General features: G+C 69.4%; 20 protein-coding genes and 1 tRNA gene. 18 read left to right on the top strand and 3 right to left on the bottom strand.

The genetic code is table 11. The annotated features are described in order from the left end of the window. Window positions 1-99 precede the first annotated feature (99 nt). Complete coding sequence (gene glnII, locus ACOGXE_RS07855; protein ID WP_419933388.1) at window positions 100-1113, top strand: glutamine synthetase GlnII; 1014 nt, start codon at window positions 100-102, stop codon at window positions 1111-1113. A 27-nt stretch (window positions 1114-1140) separates the two neighbouring features. Here glnII and ACOGXE_RS07850 read toward each other — a convergent pair whose 3' ends face one another. Beyond that, the gene (locus tag ACOGXE_RS07850; RefSeq protein WP_419933387.1) at window positions 1141-2949 is read right to left on the bottom strand and encodes an NAD+ synthase; all 1809 of its coding nucleotides are present in this window, start codon (window positions 2947-2949) and stop codon (window positions 1141-1143) included. A gap of 160 nt (window positions 2950-3109) precedes the next feature. Between ACOGXE_RS07850 and ACOGXE_RS07845 the strand changes: the two genes are divergently transcribed. Continuing rightward, window positions 3110-4051, top strand: coding sequence for a sigma-70 family RNA polymerase sigma factor (locus ACOGXE_RS07845; protein ID WP_419933386.1), 942 nt, complete (start codon window positions 3110-3112; stop codon window positions 4049-4051). Window positions 4052-4270: 219 nt separating this feature from the next. Here the strand turns inward: ACOGXE_RS07845 and ACOGXE_RS07840 are convergent. Continuing rightward, window positions 4271-4366: transfer RNA gene (locus ACOGXE_RS07840), tRNA-Sec, on the bottom strand. A 152-nt stretch (window positions 4367-4518) separates the two neighbouring features. Here ACOGXE_RS07840 and ACOGXE_RS07835 point away from each other — a divergent pair. The 8 genes from ACOGXE_RS07835 to tatA all read left to right on the top strand — a co-directional run bounded on the left by ACOGXE_RS07835 (window position 4519) and on the right by tatA (window position 9057). Continuing rightward, entirely contained in the window at window positions 4519-5169 is a 651-nt protein-coding gene (locus ACOGXE_RS07835; RefSeq protein ID WP_419933385.1) for a hypothetical protein, read from the top strand. A gap of 41 nt (window positions 5170-5210) precedes the next feature. After that, window positions 5211-6260 (top strand): CpaF family protein, encoded by a 1050-nt coding sequence (locus ACOGXE_RS07830; RefSeq protein WP_419933384.1) that lies wholly within the window; start codon window positions 5211-5213, stop codon window positions 6258-6260. Next, window positions 6254-6892 (top strand): type II secretion system F family protein, encoded by a 639-nt coding sequence (locus ACOGXE_RS07825; RefSeq protein WP_419933383.1) that lies wholly within the window; start codon window positions 6254-6256, stop codon window positions 6890-6892. Before ACOGXE_RS07830 ends, ACOGXE_RS07825 begins: the two co-directional genes overlap by 7 nt. Beyond that, entirely contained in the window at window positions 6856-7605 is a 750-nt protein-coding gene (locus ACOGXE_RS07820; RefSeq protein ID WP_419933382.1) for a type II secretion system F family protein, read from the top strand. The genes ACOGXE_RS07825 and ACOGXE_RS07820 overlap by 37 nt, the downstream gene beginning before the upstream one ends. 43 nt (window positions 7606-7648) lie before the next feature. Further along, window positions 7649-7912 (top strand): Flp family type IVb pilin, encoded by a 264-nt coding sequence (locus tag ACOGXE_RS07815; RefSeq protein ID WP_419933381.1) that lies wholly within the window; start codon window positions 7649-7651, stop codon window positions 7910-7912. Continuing rightward, the gene (locus ACOGXE_RS07810) at window positions 7837-8361 is read left to right on the top strand and encodes a TadE/TadG family type IV pilus assembly protein (RefSeq protein ID WP_419933491.1); all 525 of its coding nucleotides are present in this window, start codon (window positions 7837-7839) and stop codon (window positions 8359-8361) included. The genes ACOGXE_RS07815 and ACOGXE_RS07810 overlap by 76 nt, the downstream gene beginning before the upstream one ends. Window positions 8362-8482: 121 nt before the next feature. Continuing rightward, a complete protein-coding gene (locus ACOGXE_RS07805; RefSeq protein WP_419933380.1) occupies window positions 8483-8761 on the top strand; it encodes a WhiB family transcriptional regulator in 279 nt (92 codons plus the stop codon). Window positions 8762-8862: 101 nt separating this feature from the next. Continuing rightward, the gene (tatA, locus tag ACOGXE_RS07800; protein WP_419933490.1) at window positions 8863-9057 is read left to right on the top strand and encodes a twin-arginine translocase TatA/TatE family subunit; all 195 of its coding nucleotides are present in this window, start codon (window positions 8863-8865) and stop codon (window positions 9055-9057) included. A 3-nt stretch (window positions 9058-9060) separates the two neighbouring features. Here tatA and ACOGXE_RS07795 read toward each other — a convergent pair whose 3' ends face one another. After that, the gene (locus tag ACOGXE_RS07795) at window positions 9061-9369 is read right to left on the bottom strand and encodes a WhiB family transcriptional regulator (RefSeq protein ID WP_419933379.1); all 309 of its coding nucleotides are present in this window, start codon (window positions 9367-9369) and stop codon (window positions 9061-9063) included. Window positions 9370-9470: 101 nt separating this feature from the next. Between ACOGXE_RS07795 and ACOGXE_RS07790 the strand changes: the two genes are divergently transcribed. The 8 genes from ACOGXE_RS07790 to ACOGXE_RS07755 all read left to right on the top strand — a co-directional run bounded on the left by ACOGXE_RS07790 (window position 9471) and on the right by ACOGXE_RS07755 (window position 16458). Next, entirely contained in the window at window positions 9471-9755 is a 285-nt protein-coding gene (locus ACOGXE_RS07790) for a hypothetical protein (protein ID WP_419933378.1), read from the top strand. An 88-nt stretch (window positions 9756-9843) separates the two neighbouring features. Then, entirely contained in the window at window positions 9844-10896 is a 1053-nt protein-coding gene (locus tag ACOGXE_RS07785) for a PstS family phosphate ABC transporter substrate-binding protein (protein WP_419933377.1), read from the top strand. Next, complete coding sequence (pstC, locus tag ACOGXE_RS07780; protein WP_419933376.1) at window positions 10896-11822, top strand: phosphate ABC transporter permease subunit PstC; 927 nt, start codon at window positions 10896-10898, stop codon at window positions 11820-11822. Before ACOGXE_RS07785 ends, pstC begins: the two co-directional genes overlap by 1 nt. A gap of 7 nt (window positions 11823-11829) precedes the next feature. Further along, window positions 11830-12762 carry a phosphate ABC transporter permease PstA gene (pstA, locus tag ACOGXE_RS07775; protein WP_419933375.1) on the top strand — a complete coding sequence of 311 codons (933 nt, stop codon included), beginning with the start codon at window positions 11830-11832 and terminating at the stop codon, window positions 12760-12762. A 25-nt stretch (window positions 12763-12787) separates the two neighbouring features. Then, a complete protein-coding gene (gene pstB / locus ACOGXE_RS07770) occupies window positions 12788-13675 on the top strand; it encodes a phosphate ABC transporter ATP-binding protein PstB (protein ID WP_419933374.1) in 888 nt (295 codons plus the stop codon). Between the two features lie 46 nt (window positions 13676-13721). Then, window positions 13722-14429: a phosphate signaling complex protein PhoU gene (gene phoU / locus ACOGXE_RS07765; RefSeq protein ID WP_419933373.1), complete on the top strand. Its 708-nt coding sequence runs from the start codon at window positions 13722-13724 to the stop codon at window positions 14427-14429. Next, entirely contained in the window at window positions 14426-15766 is a 1341-nt protein-coding gene (locus ACOGXE_RS07760) for a sensor histidine kinase (RefSeq protein ID WP_419933372.1), read from the top strand. Before phoU ends, ACOGXE_RS07760 begins: the two co-directional genes overlap by 4 nt. After that, window positions 15763-16458, top strand: coding sequence for a response regulator (locus ACOGXE_RS07755; RefSeq protein ID WP_419933371.1), 696 nt, complete (start codon window positions 15763-15765; stop codon window positions 16456-16458). The genes ACOGXE_RS07760 and ACOGXE_RS07755 overlap by 4 nt, the downstream gene beginning before the upstream one ends. The last annotated feature ends 7 nt before the right edge of the window (window positions 16459-16465 follow it).

The following is a 16465-nucleotide window of genomic DNA, read 5'->3' as shown; positions in this document are numbered from 1 at the left end:
CTGTTCACAATTGGGCAACGGCCCGGAAACCCTGGGTGGTTTGTATCGTGCGGACGGATAGTTGACTCACATGCGATTGATTCAGCGAAGGAGCATGCAGTGACCTACCGGGCTGAGTACATCTGGACGGACGGCACCGAGCCCACGGCCGAAGTGCGGTCCAAGACGAGAGTCCTGGCCGACGGCGACGAGCCGGGCATCTGGGGCTTCGACGGTTCGAGCACCAACCAGGCCGAGGGCAGCGACTCTGACGTCGTGCTGCAGCCGGTCTACACCTGCCCCGATCCGCTGCGCGGCGGCAACGACATCATGGTGATGTGCGAGACGTTCCTGCCCGAGACGATGGAGCCCCACCCCACCAACATGCGGGCCAAGACCCGGGCCATTCTCGACAAGTACGGCGATCAGGACTTCTGGTTCGGCCTCGAGCAGGAGTACACCATGCTCGACCCGGTCACCAAGTGGCCCTCGGGCTTCCCGCCCAACGGCTTCCCCGGCCCCCAGGGCCCGTACTACTGCGGCGTGGGCGCGCTGCGCATCCACGGCCGTGACGTCGTCGAGCAGCACACCACCTGGTGCATCGAGGCGGGTCTGAACATCTCGGGCACCAACGCCGAGGTCATGCCCGGCCAGTGGGAGTTCCAGATCGGCCCCGTCGACGCGCTCACAGTAGGCGACGAGATCTGGCTGGCCCGCTACCTGCTGTACCGCGCCGGCGAGGATCACGAGATCGAGGTGAGCCTGGCCGCCAAGCCCATGCAGGGCGATTGGAACGGTGCGGGCATGCACACCAACGTGTCCACCAAGGCGATGCGCGAGAACTACGACGCCGTCGTGAAGGCCGCGCAGTCGCTGGGTGCGCCGGGCAAGCCCGAGCAGCACATTGCCGGCTACGGCCACGGCATCGAGCTGCGCCTGACGGGCGAGCACGAGACCGAGCGCTACGACACGTTCAGCTACGGCGTGTCTGACCGCGGCGCCTCGGTGCGCATCCCCTGGCAGGTCCACCAGGACGGCAAGGGCTACATCGAGGATCGCCGGCCGAACGCCAACGCCGATCCCTACGTGGTGACCGCCCTGCTCAGCCAGACCATCGGCGAAGCCCTGGCCTGAGCCGATTGGCTCGGGCCCGCCGGGGCTTCAGCGAAAGAAGTTCGTGATCGGCATGCGCCGATCCTTGCCGAAGCTCTTGGCTGTGATGCGAGGGCCCGGCGGCGACTGACGCCGCTTGTACTCGGCGATGTCGACCAGGCGTGTCACACGGTGCACGAGGTCGGCATCGGCGCCGTGGCGGCCCGCCGCCTCCACCACCTCGGCGGCGCTGAGGTCGCCTTCCACGTAGGCCTCCACCAGCGGGTCGAGCAGTTCATACGGCGGCAGGCTCTGGTCGTCGCGCTGGTCGGGCCGCAGTTCCGCTGACGGGGGCTTGGTCAGGCTGGCCTGCGGGATGCGCTCGCCGTCGCCCTGGCGGTTGCGCCACTCGCACAGCTCGTACACGAGCAGCTTGGGCACGTCCCGGATGACCGCGTAGGCCCCGGCGGTGTCGCCGTACAGCGTGGTGTAGCCCACCGAGGTCTCGGTCTTGTTGCCGGTGGTGAGCACCAGCCAGCCGTGCCGGTTCGACAGCGCCATCAGCAGCACGCCCCGGATGCGGCTCTGGATGTTCTGATCGGTGAGATCTGCGGCCGCCGCATCGGCAGGATCGTCTGCGGGCTCTGAGGCCGCGCCGGTCCCGCCGGCGTGGGTGTCCAGCATGCCGGCCAGCGCAGCATGAGCCGGCTCGATGGAGACCGTGCGGAAGCCGATGCCGAGGTTCGCTGCGAGCTGGGCGGCGTCGGTGCGCGATCCCTCGCTGGAGTAGCGAGACGGCATCGAGACGCCGTGCACGTGTGCCGGCCCGAGCGCGTCGGCGGCGATGGCCGCCACCGCGCTGGAGTCGATGCCGCCCGACAGGCCGACTGCCACGTCGGTGAACCCGTTCTTGCGCACGTAGTCGCGGGTGGCCACCACGAGCGCCTGCCAGACCTCGTCCAGCGGCTCGAGCATCGGCGTCAGCACGCTGTGCGAGGTGCCGTCGCCCGCTGGGCCAGCACGCGTCGAGCCACGGGAGCCTGCCGCCGCGGCATGCTCGCTGGGGGCCACGGCGACGTCGCAGACAGCAACCTGCTCGACGAATGCCGGCAGCCGGCACACCACGTTGCCGCCCGCGTCGGTGACGAACGAGCTGCCGTCGAAGACCAGCTCGTCCTGCCCGCCCACCTGGTTGACATACACGACCGGGACGCCGAGCGCCGATGCGCGGGTGCGGGCGACGGCTTCGCGGTCGGCCTGTTTGCCGCGCCGGTAGGGCGATCCGTTCAGGTTCACCAGCAGCTGCGCGCCCATCGCAACCTGTGCCAGCGCCGGACTCGTGTCGGCCTCGCCGCCGACGACCGACGGCAGACCGCCGTCGTCAGCGGCCGCGTCAGCAGTGCGGGGCGGCCCCCACAGGTCTTCGCACACCGATACGCCCAACTGCACGCCGCCGATCTGCAGCAACGGCCCTGCCTCAGTCCCGGGAAGGAAGTAGCGCTGCTCGTCGAATACGGCGTAGTTCGGCAGCAGGTGCTTGCGGAAGACCCCGCGCACCGCACCGTCGGAGCACATCGCGGCGGAATTCCACAGCCGGACCGGCCCGGTGCGCCCCGTGTCCTCCGGGAAGCCCACGACAGCAGGCACTGACCCCGTGTGCTGAGCGATCCGCTCCAGCGCCAGCGAGGCTCCCTCCACGAAGGCCGGCTTCAGCAACAAATCCTCCGGCGGGTAGCCGGTGACGGTCAGTTCGCTGAAGACCACCACGTCGGCGCCGAGTGCCACGGCTTCGTCGTAGGCAGCCATGATCATGTCGGCGTTCCCGTCGAGGTCGCCGAGGCGAAGGTTCAGCTGCGCCAGTCCGACACGCACTGCCACCGGCTCACCCTACGCCCGCCCCTCACACCCAGCACTCGGGCGCAAGCATCGGCGCGCGGAGGTAACGGGGCGAGTGATAGGTACGCTCACCCCTCACCGGGGGACGCAGCAGCGGCTACCGGTGGGCAGGCAAGCGGGGGACGACCAGCGAGGTGGCGCGGTGGCCAAAGAGAGGGTCGAACGTGACGAGGAAGATCTCGTCCGCCTGTACCTGACCGACATCGGCCAGTACCCCCTGCTGAACAAGGACGACGAGGTCCGGCTCGCCCAGCAGATCGAGAAGGGCATTGCTGCCAAGGAATCGCTCGAGTCCAACCGCGCCAAGGACCTGTCGGGAGCGCAGCGCCGCCGCCTCATGCGCACCCAGCGCGAAGGTGCCCGTGCCGAGCGCACGTTCGTGCAGTCGAACCTGCGGCTCGTGGTGTCGATCGCCAAGAAGTACCAGGCCTCGGGGCTGCCGCTGCTCGATCTCATCCAGGAGGGCAACCTGGGCCTGATGCACGCAGTCGAGAAGTTCGACTGGCGCAAGGGCTTCAAGTTCTCCACCTACGCGACGTGGTGGATCCGCCAGGCCATCACCCGCGGCATCGCCAACACGGGCCGCACCATCCGGCTGCCTGTGCATGCGGGCGACACGCTGGCGCGCCTGCAGAAGGCCCGCTCCCGGCTCGAGCTGAAGTACGGCCGCCCGGCCACGCTGGGCGAGCTGGCGGTCGAAGTCGACATGCCCGAGCAGAAGGTCACCGAGGCGCTGCGGTTCGCTGCAGAGCCGCTGTCGTTGTCCGAGCCGCTGCGCGAGGACAGCGACGCCGAGCTGGGCGACGTCGTGGAGGACCGCGCTGCCGAGTCGCCCTTCGAGGTGGCCGCCACCACGCTGCTGCCCAGCGAGATCACCCGGTTGCTGTCACCGCTGGACGAGCGTGAGCGCGAGATCCTCAAGCTCCGCTACGGCCTCGACCGCGGCGAGCCCCGCACGCTCGAGGAGGTGGGCGAGCATTTCCAGCTCACCCGTGAGCGCATCCGTCAGATCGAGGCGCGGGCCATGTCCAAGCTGCGCCACCCCAGCACTGACACCGGAGCCCGCGACCTGCTCTCGGTCTAGGGGCTAGGCGTCGGTCAGGCGTCGAACCACGATCACGATCAGAGCGCCGACGATCACGGCGAGCAACAGCTTCTTCATGGTGCTTCGTCCTCTGTGCGGGATGGCTGTGCGAGACAACTGGGCGGATGACCGGGGTCACCGGCACAGCGAATGCTAGGGGCACATCTGTCGAACCCGACGCACGGGTTGGTGGGCGCGAAGTCATCGGCGCGACGTGATTGGCGGAGGTGGACGGGAATCGAACCCGCCGGACGGGGATCACCCGTCCCGCCCGCTTTGAAGGCGGGGGAGCCCACCAGGCGCTCAGACACCTCCGCTCGCCATCTTTGCCCACGCTCGCAGTCCGCGCCAGCGGCGGAACACAGCGCGCCAGCGGTCGGGCACGAGGCGGAGCATCAGAAAATCAGTTGATCGCGTGCCATCACATCGGCAATGTTCAGAGCTCACAATGAATTTCATTTGTTGTCATGTATTCAGGAGCATCCATGATCTATGCGTATGTGGGCGCGAAGGGCGGCGTCGGCAACACCGTGACCGCCCTGCTCGCCGCGAACAGTGCCAAGCGAGCCGGCCGTGATGTGGTGCTCGTCGATCTCACCGGCGATTTCGGCGTGGTGCTGGGAACCGCGCCCGACCTGCCGGGAATCGCCGAGTGGACGGCGGCCGAGGAGCTGTCGCTGGGTGCGGCGTCTGCGCTCGCCGTGGACGTTGCGCCCGGCGTCAGCCTGCTGCCGCGTGGCAGCGGCGACATCGACCATGCCCGGCTCGGGACGCTGTGGTCGCTGCTGGCCGGCAAGCCGCGGGTCAACATCGTCGACGCAGGGCGCGGCCCTGAAGCCCTCGAGCAGGTGGCGGGCCAGCGGGTCCGGCGCCTGCTCACCATGACCTGCTGCTACCAGGCGTTGCACCGCGCACGGCAGGTCGTGGCCGAGGTGGACGACGTGATCGTGCTGACCGACACGCAGCGCGCGCTGGGCCTCGCCGACATCGAAGCCGCGCTGGGGCGCCACGCCGATGCGGTCGTGGCCGTCGATCGCTCGATCTCGCGCTGGGCCGATGCGGGACTGCTGCTGGACCGCTGCGCGAAGTCGGCGCGCTCGCTGGACGTGTTCCTGTGAGTCGCATCACGCGCGCCGTCGCACGACACCCGGCTAGCCGGGTGCCATCGGACGCAGGCCCGGCCAGCCGGGCGTTCGTGGAGGAGATCCACGAACGCTTCCTTCCGGCGCCCGCGCCTGCAGCCCGCGAGGTCGCTGCCGCTGTCGAAGGAGCGGCGCCGCTGCTCGATCACGACCTTGCGGCCGATCTCGTCTCCGAGGTGCTGGCCCGCCTCGCGGGCATCGGGCCGCTTGCAGAGATCTGGGCCGACGACGAGGTGACTGAGGTGATGATCAACGGCCCCGGGCCGATCGTCATCGAGCGGCGCGGCCGGCTGGCCGCAGCAGGTCGCATCAGCACTGCGGAGGTGCATCGCCTGGTCGAGTACCTGCTGGGCCCGACGGGCCGCCGTGTGGACCGTCGCGCGCCGATGGTGGACGTGCGGCTCGACGACCGCACCCGTTGCCACATCGCTGTGCCGCCGGTCGCAGTGGACGGCCCGTACATCACGCTGCGCCGTTTCCCCGCCGGCGCCCGCCGCCTCGATGAGCTCGCCGGCCCTGCGGTTGCCGCCCGCCTCGACCAGCTCATCGCCGAACGGGCCAACCTGATCGTCTTCGGCCCCACCAGCACCGGCAAGACGTCCTTGCTGGCCAGCCTGCTGGCCACGGTCGCCCACTGCGAGCGGCTCGTGGTGGTCGAGGAAGCCGCCGAGCTGCCCCGGCTCGGGGCCGGAACGGTTCGCCTCGAAGGCCAGCCGCCCAACGTCGACGGGGTCGGCGCAGTGACCATGGCCGAGCTGGTGGCCGCCGCGCTGCGGATGCGGCCTGATCGCCTGGTGATCGGCGAGGTACGCGGTCCCGAGGCGGCAGCCCTGCTGCAGGCGCTCACCACGGGCCATCGCGGCTCGCTGTCGACGCTGCATGCCGACGACCCCGCGCATGCGCTGTGGCGGTTCGAGCAGCTCGCACGAGCGGGCGGCGCCGTCGGCGACGTCGCCGCGCACATCGCGTCGGTTGTCGACGGCCTGGTCCACATGAGCCGGGGAGCAGCCGGCCGCAGAAACGTTGCCGCCGTCTATGAGGTGCGCAGCGACGGCTCGGCGTGCTGAAGCTCGTCGTGCTGCTGGCCTGCGTGGGAGCCATCACCTCGCCGGCGTCGCGTCGCTGGTTCCGCCTGCGCCGCGACCGGCGTCGAGACGCGATGGCGGTCGTTGCCCGCTCGGCGTGCATCGGCGACTTCTGCGCTGCGGTGTCGCGCGGGCTGGGCGGCGGCGACACGATGCTGCAGGCACTGCGGACCGCTGCCGACGGGCCCATGTCGGCGCCGTTGGAGCAGATCGCCGCTGAGCACGAGCGCGGAGTCACGCTGAGCCGTGCGGTGCAGCGATGGTCGGCGCGCGAGCAGACAGCGCAGGCGGCGCTGCTCTCGACGGCGGTCACGCTGGCCTCAGACCGGGTGGGCGCTCAGCCGCAGCTCTTCGATCAGGTCGCAGCGACCGTCCGGGCTCACGCCGACATGGCCGCCGAGGCACGTGTCCACGCGGCGCAGGCCCGAGCCTCGGTCTGGGTGGTGGCAGCGCTGCCGTGGGCGGTCGCGCTGGCGCTGCTCGCCGAGGGCGGTGCTGCCGCCCGGGTGCTCACCTCCACGCCGCTGGGCTGGTTCTGCGCCGGCGGGGCGCTCCTGCTCGAGCTGGCGGGTGTGTCATGGATGCGCACCACGGTCGCGCGGGCGCTGCGATGATCGCCGGTGTCGCTGCCGCGCTGGCCCCCGCGGGCCTGACGGGTACGCCGGCCGGCGCGCTGGTCGCCAACAGCGTGGTGCTGTCGAACCCGGTCGTCATCGGCGGCCTGGCGGCCGCGGCGGTGTGCTGGGGCGGTTTCGTGACCCGCCCCGATCCCGGCCGCCGCCGCGTGCTGCAGCTCGCGGCACCTGGCTGGCCTGCCGCTTCCACTGCCCGCGGCGAACGGGGTAACGCCGGCCCGCTGAGGGGGTGGGCGCGTCGCAGCGATGTCCCGCATCCCGACCGCGTGGCTGCAGAACTCGGAGCCGTCGTCGATGTGATGAGCGTGGCCTTGACGTCAGGGCTGTCGATCACCGCGTCGCTGCAGCTCACGCTCGATCATCTCGACCAAGCAAGCGCCATCAGGCGCCGCCTTGCGGGATCGGCTGCCTTCGAGCACGTCGACGACGCCCTGGACGAGTTCGGCCGCACCTGCGGCCCGCGCGCCCGCGCCTTTGCCGCTGCGGTCACGGGCTCCATGCGCACGGGCATCCCGCTGGCGCCCGAGCTGGAGCGCCTCGGCCGCGAGCTGCGCGAGGACCGCCGCCGCCGGCTCGAAGGCAAGGTCCGCCGCCTGCCGGTGCTGCTGCTGTTCCCGCTGGTGCTGTGCGTGCTCCCGGCGCTCGGGCTGGTCGCCATCGTGCCGGTGCTCGTCGCGGCCTTCGGCGGCTGACCTGTCCCGCTCTTACCACCGACCAGAACCCAAAGGAGTATCCATGCCCCAACGTTCGACCCAGCATTCGCCCGTCTCCGCGCGGAGCCCTCATCACCCGGTGCGTCGCACGCACCGGCTCGAGGCCGGTCCCGTCAATCAGACCAGTCGGACCAGTCAGGCCGGGCAGACCACCGCCGAGTACGCGCTGCTCACCGGTGCCATTGCCCTGCTGGTCGCGGCGGTCACCGCCTGGGCAACCAGCACCGGCAAGATCGGCCGCCTGCTCGACGCAGTCTTCAACTACCTGACCAAGGCCATCTCCTGAGCTCACGCCCGCGGCGGGAGCAGGGGCAGGCCACCGTCGAGCTGGCCCTGCTGTTGCCGTTCCTGGTGTTCCTGCTCATGTGCATTGTCCAGACAGCGCTGGTGGCGCGTGACGCGGTGCTGGTGTCGCACGCGGCCCGGGTGGGCGCGCGCATAGCGGCGGTGAATCCGTCCATGGACGCCGTGCGCGACGCCGTTGCGTCCGCTGCGCCGCTCGATCCCCACCGGCTGGATGTCGAGCGAATGGTCGCCGGGGATCTGGTGCGTGTCACCGTCCGTTACCGCTCTGCGACGGAGGTTCCGCTGGCCGGTGCGCTGGTCGGCGACGTCCATCTGTCCGAGTCAGCGGCGATGCCCGATGAGCGCTCGCACGGCCAGAGAGCATCGGCCGAAATTGCCGCTTGCGCATGTCACACCCATGGGGTTCAATGGCAAGTCACACACCTGTAATTACAGCTGAGCAATCTCGGCAGCCACTGAACCCGGGGGGCACGGCCCACCGGATCGCTGGACCCAATCCACTGGACCCAGTCCACGGGATGCAGTCGCCGGGGCAAGCCGGGGAGGGCAGATGGCATTCGCAACTGACATGGCGGTCGAGGTGACAGAGGGGAATTGGTGGGACGAGGCGAATTGCCTCGGCGTCGATCCCGATTTGTTCTTTCCCGAGCGCGGGGCGAGCACCCGCGAGGCCAAGGCGGTGTGCCGCGGCTGCGTCGTCAGCGACGATTGCCTCGAATACGCACTCCAGAACAGCGAGAAGTTCGGCATCTGGGGCGGCATGAGCGAGCGTGAGCGCCGCCGCGTACGCCGCCAGCGGGCCCTGACGAGGCGCGCCGCCGCCGGCTGACAGCTCGAGCTCGCTGCAGGGCGGCCGGCCGCCGCTGCAGTTCGCCGGGCGTGCGGGCCCGGCGACCGGTCTGATCGGGCACTGGTACGCTCGCGAGCGTGATGGCAATCGCGCTCGGACCGCCCGAACTGCTCATCCTGCTCATCATCGTGCTCGTGCTGTTCGGAGGCGCCAAGCTGCCCAAGCTGGCGCGCTCGCTGGGCCAGGCTCAGCGCGAGTTCCGTGAGGGCGTCAACGAGGAAGACAAGGCGGCCGGCGACAGCTCGTCGAGCGACTCCAAGTCGAAAGACGCCTGAAGCTCAGGCGGCGCGGGCGGCCCTGCTGGCGCGCCGGCGGTCTCGCAGGATGCGCCGGCGCTGCCGCTCCGAGGTGCCGCCCCACACGCCGTGGGTGATGTTGTTGGCCAGCGCGTACTCGCGGCAGGGGTCCTTCACCGGGCATTCGGCGCAGACCTTCTGAGCGGCGATCACCCCCGCACCGTCATTGGGAAAGAACACGTTGGGATCGACGTCCGCGCACCTGCGGAACGCAACCCACTCGCCGGCCAGGCTCTCTGAGCCCGGGCCATTGCATACTTTCGGCTCATAACTGGGATTGACCTGCAACATCGTGAGAACCAACGCCGCAGGCAGCCAACTGGTTCCCTCAATCGCCGACTCTCATCAAACTCTCATTCAGTACCCTTCAGCGATCGCAATCGAGGAGCACTGTGACCGACATCGCCACCGAAGCTGAAGCCGAGCAACTCCCGCCAGAAGTCGGCATCCGCATCATCTACCTGGGCCCCGTCGCGCCGCACTGGGAGATCGAGGGCATCTACGGCGACGAAGCCGCAGTCGACGAGTTCCGTCGCCGCACCAACGCCCGCCTGCAGCTGCTCCCGCCCCACGACCCGCAGTTCCGCCGGAACCGCGAGCGGGTCGTGCGTGACGCCGAGCGCGAGAACTACGAGCTGCACTGGGACCTCGGCATGCCCGACGAAGAGGACGAATAGCGCGTTCACTCGTTGTTCACGGCATCCGTTCCGGCCGTTCACCTTCACACCGCGGCGATGTCACCGGCCCTTCGTAGCGTGCGCGTCCATGCGCAGGAAATGGCTCACGCTCGCAACGGCACTCGTTGCGTCCGCCCTGGTCGCCGCGGCATGCGGGGGCGGCAGCGAGCCCTCTGAAGCGGGCGACGCCCCCGGGTCCGCGGTCGACGGTGACCGGCTCAGCGGCTCCATCAGCGTCACGGGCTCGTCCACTGTCGAGCCCATCACGAACCTGCTCGCTGAAGCCTTCGCCGAGGCGCATCCCGGTGTGGCGTTCTCGGTTGCCGGTCCTGGCTCAGGCGACGGCCACAAGGCCGCTGCGGCCGGCGAGGTGCCCATCTGGAACAGCTCGCGCCAGATCAAGGAGTCCGAGGCCGCCGACCTCAACGCCGCCGGCATCGAGTTCATCGAGCTGCGCGTCGGCATCGATGGCATCTCGGTGATCACGGCGGCCGGCAACGACGCCATCGACTGCCTCAACTTCGCCGACCTGTACAGCCTCGTCGGCGACGAGGCGACCGGCTTCGGTGACTGGGCCGACGCGAACGCCCTGAACGCCGAGCTGGGCGGCACCGGTCCGTTCAGCAGCGGCGCGCTCGAGATCTTCGCTCCGGGCGAGGAGTCGGGCACATTCGACAGCTTCATCGAGATCGCCCTCGAAGACGTCTGGGAGCACCGTGTCGAGAGGGGCCACGCGGATGAGAACTTCGCGGTGCGTCCCGACTACAACGCCTCGGCAAACGACAACGTGATCATCGACGGGGTCTCGGGCAACCAGACGAGCCTGGGCTGGGTGGGCTTCGCCTTCGCCGACGAGAACCGCGATGTGGTCAAGCTGGTCGAGATCGACGGCGGCGACGGCTGCGTGGCGCCCACGGCCGAGACCATCGCCTCGGCTGAGTTCCCGATCGCCCGCTTCCTCTACACCTACATCGACGCTGCGTATGCCTCCGACCCGGCCGTGAAAGCGTTCGTCGACTTCATGCTGAGCGACGAGGGGCAGACCTATGTGGTCGACGCCGGGTATGTCAACCTCAGCCCGGCTGATCTGGAACAGTCTCGGAGCAACTGGAACGACCTGACGACAGGCCCGACATTCTGATGACACGAGGCCAGCTCACCGCTGCCGATCTGCAGACCTCGGTCATGCGCCGGGTGCGCTCGCACACCGTCCGCTGGCTGTTCCTGGGGGCCGCGACCGTTACCGTGCTGGTCAGCGCGCTGATCATCTGGACGGTGGCCTCGGGGGCGTGGACGTTCATCAGCCAGGTCGAGCTCACCAAGCTCACCGACATCGGCTGGTTCCCCCGCCGGGGCCTGTTCGACCTCACCACCCTGCTGGTGAACTCGGCGCAGATCTCCGTCATTGCCATGGCGGTAGCGGTGCCGTCGGGCTTCGGAGCGGCCATCTACCTCTCCGAGTACGCGCACCCGAAGGTGCGCAAGGTGATGAAGCCCACGCTGGAGCTGCTGGCCAGCGTGCCCAGCGTCGTGCTGGGCGTGTTCGCCATCAGCTTCATCACCCCGTCGCTGCTCACCAACTTCTTCAGCGACATCAACTTCTTCAACAAGCTGGCAGCGGGCATCGCGGTGGGCCTGCTGGTCATCCCCCTCATTGCCTCGATCGCGGAGGACGCCCTGCGGGCCGTGCCGCTGGCGCTGCGAGAGGCCTCGGCCGGTCTGGGGGCCCGCAAGGTCACCACCTCGATCCGGGTGGTGCTGCCGGCGGCCATGTCGGGCCTGATGGCGGCCATCATCGTGGGCTTCAGCCGGGCCATCGGCGAGACCATGGTGGTGACGATCGCCTCGGGCGGCGGCGACACGTCGCTGTTCAACCTGTCGCTGTTCGAGTCCGGCGGCACCCTCACCTCGGCGATGGCTGCGCTGGGTCTCGGCACCGACCAGGTGGCCGGCAGCACCCTGGCGTTCCAGAGCCTCTACTTCCTGGGGGCCCTGCTGTTCGCCATGACGCTGGTGCTCAACATGGTGGGCGACGTGATCGTTCGCCGGCTGCAGAACAGGTACTGAGATGGCCGTGCTGACGACGCCCGCCGGCATCGCCACCGGCACTGCCGACGCCCTGCGTCGGCGCCCCGGGGCCGATGTGGGCGGCGCCGTGTTCAAGTGGCTGCTCATCGGCGCCACCGTGTTCGCGACGGGCTTCCTGGCCGTCCTGCTCGCCGTCATGATCGTGGACGGCTGGGACGTCTTGTCGGGGAACCTCTGGTACTTCCTGACCCACGGCTTCTCGCAGCGCTCGGCGGGCGAAGCCGGCGTCTGGCAGGGCATCATCGGCAGCCTGCAGGTGGCGCTGGTCACGGGCGGCTTCGCCGTGCCGATCGGCGTCGCCACGGCCATCTACCTCGTCGAGTACGCCCAGGACTCCCGCTTCGCCCGCATCGTCGAGCTGAACATCCGCAACCTGGCCGGCGTGCCGTCCATCGTGTACGGCCTGCTCGGGCTGGCGGTGTTCGTGCAGACCATCTCGGGATTCACCCAGGGCAAGACGGTCATCGCCGGCGGCATGACGCTGGCGGCGATGGTGCTGCCGATCATCGTCATCACCTCGGTGGAGGCGCTCAAGGCGGTGCCCGACTCGCTGCGCGAGGCCGCCTACGGTGTGGGAGCCACCAAGTGGGAGGTGCTCTCACGTCAGGTCCTGCCTGCTGCGCTGTCCACGATTCTCACCGGCACCGTGCTGGCACTGGCGCGCGCTCTCGGCGAGGCGGCACCGCTGATTCTGGTGGGTGCCGCCACCGGCTTCCTCAGCTTCGGCGACGCCAACATGCTGGAGACCTTCACCGGCCCCTACACCGCGCTGCCCGTGCTGATCTTCAACTTCGCGCAGCTGCCCGGCGCAGACTGGGGAGTGAACGCCGCCGCGGCCAGCGTCATCATCCTGGTGCTGGTGCTGGCCGTGAACGGACTGGCCATCTACCTGCGCAACCGATTCGAGAAGCAATGGTGAGGCAATGACACCCGAAGAGGCGGTGATGACGCAAGAGCCAGACGCATCGGTTGTGTCGGCAGAAGCGACCCCCGGGTCGCCCCAGGCACGCATCGACGTGAGCAGTGCCGCCGCCGGCAATCATCGCGACGACGCCCAGACCGTTTTTGAGTGCAGCGGCGTGGATGTGTACTACGACGACTTCCGCGCGCTGCGCGACGTCACGCTGGACGTGGCCTCCCACGAGGTGACGGCGCTGATCGGCCCCTCGGGCTGCGGCAAGTCGACGTTCCTGCGCTGCTTCAACCGGATGAACGATCTCATCGAGGGCGCCCGCGTGGAGGGCACCATCAACTATCACGGCGTCGACCTGTACCAGGACGAGGTGGACCCGGTGGAGGTGCGGCGACGGGTCGGCATGGTGTTCCAGAAGCCGAACCCGTTCCCCAAGTCCATCTACGACAACATCGCGTACGGCCCCCGGCTGGCGGGCGTCAAGCGCTCCGAGCTGGATGACGTGGTGGAGGGCTCGCTGACCCGGGCGGCGCTGTGGGACGAGGTGAAGGACCGCCTGAAGACCTCCGCGTACGGCCTGTCGGGCGGTCAGCAGCAGCGGCTGTGCATCGCCCGGGCCATTGCGGTGCAGCCCGACGTGGTGCTGATGGACGAGCCCTGCTCGGCCCTCGACCCCATCGCCACGGGCCGCATCGAGGAGCTCATCGCCGAGCTGAAGGCCGAGTACACGATCATCATCGTCACCCACAACATGCAGCAGGCCGCCCGCATCAGCGACATGACGGCGTTCTTCTCGGTGCAGCCCAACGAGCTCGGGCATCGCACCGGCGAGCTGGTCGAGTACGCACCCACCACGCTGATCTTCACCAACCCCGACGACCCCCGCACGGAGGCCTACATCACCGGACGGGTGGGCTGAGCCGGTAAACGGCCACTAGGCGGCGCAGATACGCCACACTGCTGACATGACCGAGGAAGTACGGACCGAGTTCCATCAGCTGATGGACGAGGTTCGTGCCGATCTCGTCCAGATGGGCGGCATGGTGGCCGAGGGCATCTCGGCGGTGACCGCCGCGCTGCTCGCCGGCGACATCGGCAGTGCCGACCAGATCATCGCCGCCGACGACGAGCTCGACCTGCTCAGCCTCGAAGCCGAGGAGAAGTGCGTGCAGCTGCTGGCCCTGCAGCAGCCGGTGGCGGTGGACCTGCGCACCATCCTGACCGACCTGCGCATGATCTCCGAGATCGAGCGCAGCGGCGACCTGGTCACCAACATCGCCAAGGCGGTCGCCCGGCTGCACGGTGTCGAGCTGGAGCCCCGGCTTCGGGGGCTGATCGACCGCATGCGGGAGCAGGCGGTGAAGCTGACGGCCAAGGCCATGGACGCCTACGCCGAGCGGGACGCGGGCTTGGCGTCGGTGCTCAACGACATGGACGACGTGCTCGACGACCTGCACAACACCTACATCGTGGCGGTGTTCGAGTCGCACGAGCTCGGCAAGATCATCATCCAGCACGCCGTGCAGCTCGCCGTGGTGGGCCGCTTCTACGAGCGCATCGGCGATCACGCGGTGAACGTCGCCGAGCGCGTCGAGTTCCTGGTGACCGGGGAGCTGCCCGAGCACCTGGGCGCCAACCGGGCCCGTGCCCGGCGGGAGCAGGAAGAGATGTGATCGCGGCGCTGGTGGCGGTGGCGACGGCACTGGCAGCAGCGCTGATTGCTGTGCTGCTGCTGGTGCGGGATCGCAGGTCGGCGGGGGAGCGGCTCGGACGGGTGGTGCACCGGTTCACCGGTGAAGGCGACGCGCCCCGTCCCGGCGAGGCGCGTCTCGACGACAACAGCCTGGACGGCTGGATCACCTACCTGGAGTCGATCGCCACGACGGCGGCCATGACGGCCAACCTGGCCGAGCGCGACCGGGCTCGCTGGCAGCACGCGATGAACGAGCTCTCAGTGGGCGTCGTGCTGGTGGACGAGGACGGCACCGTGTGCGCCAGCAACGCGCTGGCCGACGAGATGATGTCGGCCCGCGATGCGATGGCGCTGGTGGGCGCAGGGGTCACGCAGCTCCTCGAGTCGGCCCAGGACGGGCAGGCTCGCTCGCGCACGGTGAAGCTGACGGGCCCGCCGCCGCAGGTCATCGAGATCAGCGCGCATCCCGTCGTCAGCGACAGCCACGCGCTGGGCGCGGTGGCCGAGATGGCGGACCGTACTGACGGTGTGCGCACAGATGAGGTGCGCCGCGACTTCGTGGCCAATCTGAGCCATGAGCTGCGCACGCCGGTGGGCGCCATCGCGCTGCTGTCCGAGACGCTGGCCGAGGAGAACGACGCAGCGGTGCGCACCCGCCTGGTCGACCGCATCGGCACCGAGGCCGAGCGCGTGCGGCACATCATCGACGACCTGCTGGAGCTGAGCCGGGTGGAGCTGGAGGGCTCCATGCGCCAGGAGCCGGTGCCGGTGGTGCCGCTGCTGTACGAGGTTGCGCACCAGTACTCCGAGCACGCCCGCAAGCACGAGGTGTCGCTGGTGCGCCCGCCCGCCGATGAGCAGACTGAGCCCGTCATGCTCCATGCCGACCGGGGGCAGCTGCTGCGTGCGGTCGGGAACCTGGTGGACAACGCGATCAAGTACAGCGATCCCGGTTCGGAGGTCCGCCTGTCCGCAGCGCCGAGCGCGGAGCACCCGCCCTCGGCGGTGGACATCGTGGTTTCCGACGAGGGCATCGGCATTCCCGCCGACGAGACCGAGCGGGTCTTCGAGCGCTTCTACCGGGTGGACAAGGCCCGCGCGCGCACCACCGGCGGCACCGGGCTGGGTCTGAGCATCGTGCGCCATGTGGTGATGAATCACGGCGGCGAGGTGATGCTGCACACCCGTGAGGGCGTCGGCACCACGTTCACGCTCAGGTTCCCGGCGCCAGTCGGCCCCGAGGCGCCAGACGGCCCCGAGGCGGCAGTCGGCCCCGAGGCTGCAGAACCGGCGGCGACAAGCAAGGCGAGCACATGACATCGGTACTGGTGGTTGACGACGAGCCGTCGTTCACCGAGGCCCTCTCGGTGGGCCTGCGGCGCGAGGGCTTCGAGGTGCGCACGGCGGCCGACGGCCGTGCCGCGCTGGCCGAGATCAGCGAGGCCGAGCCCGATTTGGTGCTGCTGGACGTGATGCTGCCGGGCATGTCGGGCCTGGACGTGTGCCGGGAGATTCGCAAGCAGTCGCGGGTGCCGCTGATCATGGTGACCGCCCGCGCCGAGGAGATCGACGCGGTGGTGGGCCTGGAGGTGGGCGCCGACGACTACGTGGCCAAGCCGTACCGGATGCGTGAGCTGGTGGCGCGCATGCGGGCGGTGCTGCGGCGTGCAGGGGTTCAGCCGGCCCAGCCGCAGGCCGATGCGACCAGCCTGGTCGAGGGCGATGTGGTGCTCGACATCGACCGCCACGAGCTGCGGGTGCGCGGCGAGCTGGTCACCTTGGCGCTGAAGGAGTTCGAGCTGCTGGCCTACCTGCTGGCCCATGCCGGCCGGGTGGTGACCCGGGACAGCCTCATGCAGAACGTGTGGGGCTACGAGTACGTGGGCGATACCAAGACGATCGACGTCCATGTCAAGCGGCTGCGGGCCAAGATCGAGGACGATCCGTCGAACCCGCAGCGCATCACGACGATTCGTGGTCTGGGGTATCGCTACGAGCGAGCCGCCTGAGCGGCTG

This window comes from Candidatus Poriferisodalis sp. (assembly GCF_965208555.1).
GTDB lineage: Bacteria > Actinomycetota > Acidimicrobiia > Acidimicrobiales > Poriferisodalaceae > Poriferisodalis.
This window is presented reverse-complemented; position numbering and strand designations above follow the sequence as displayed.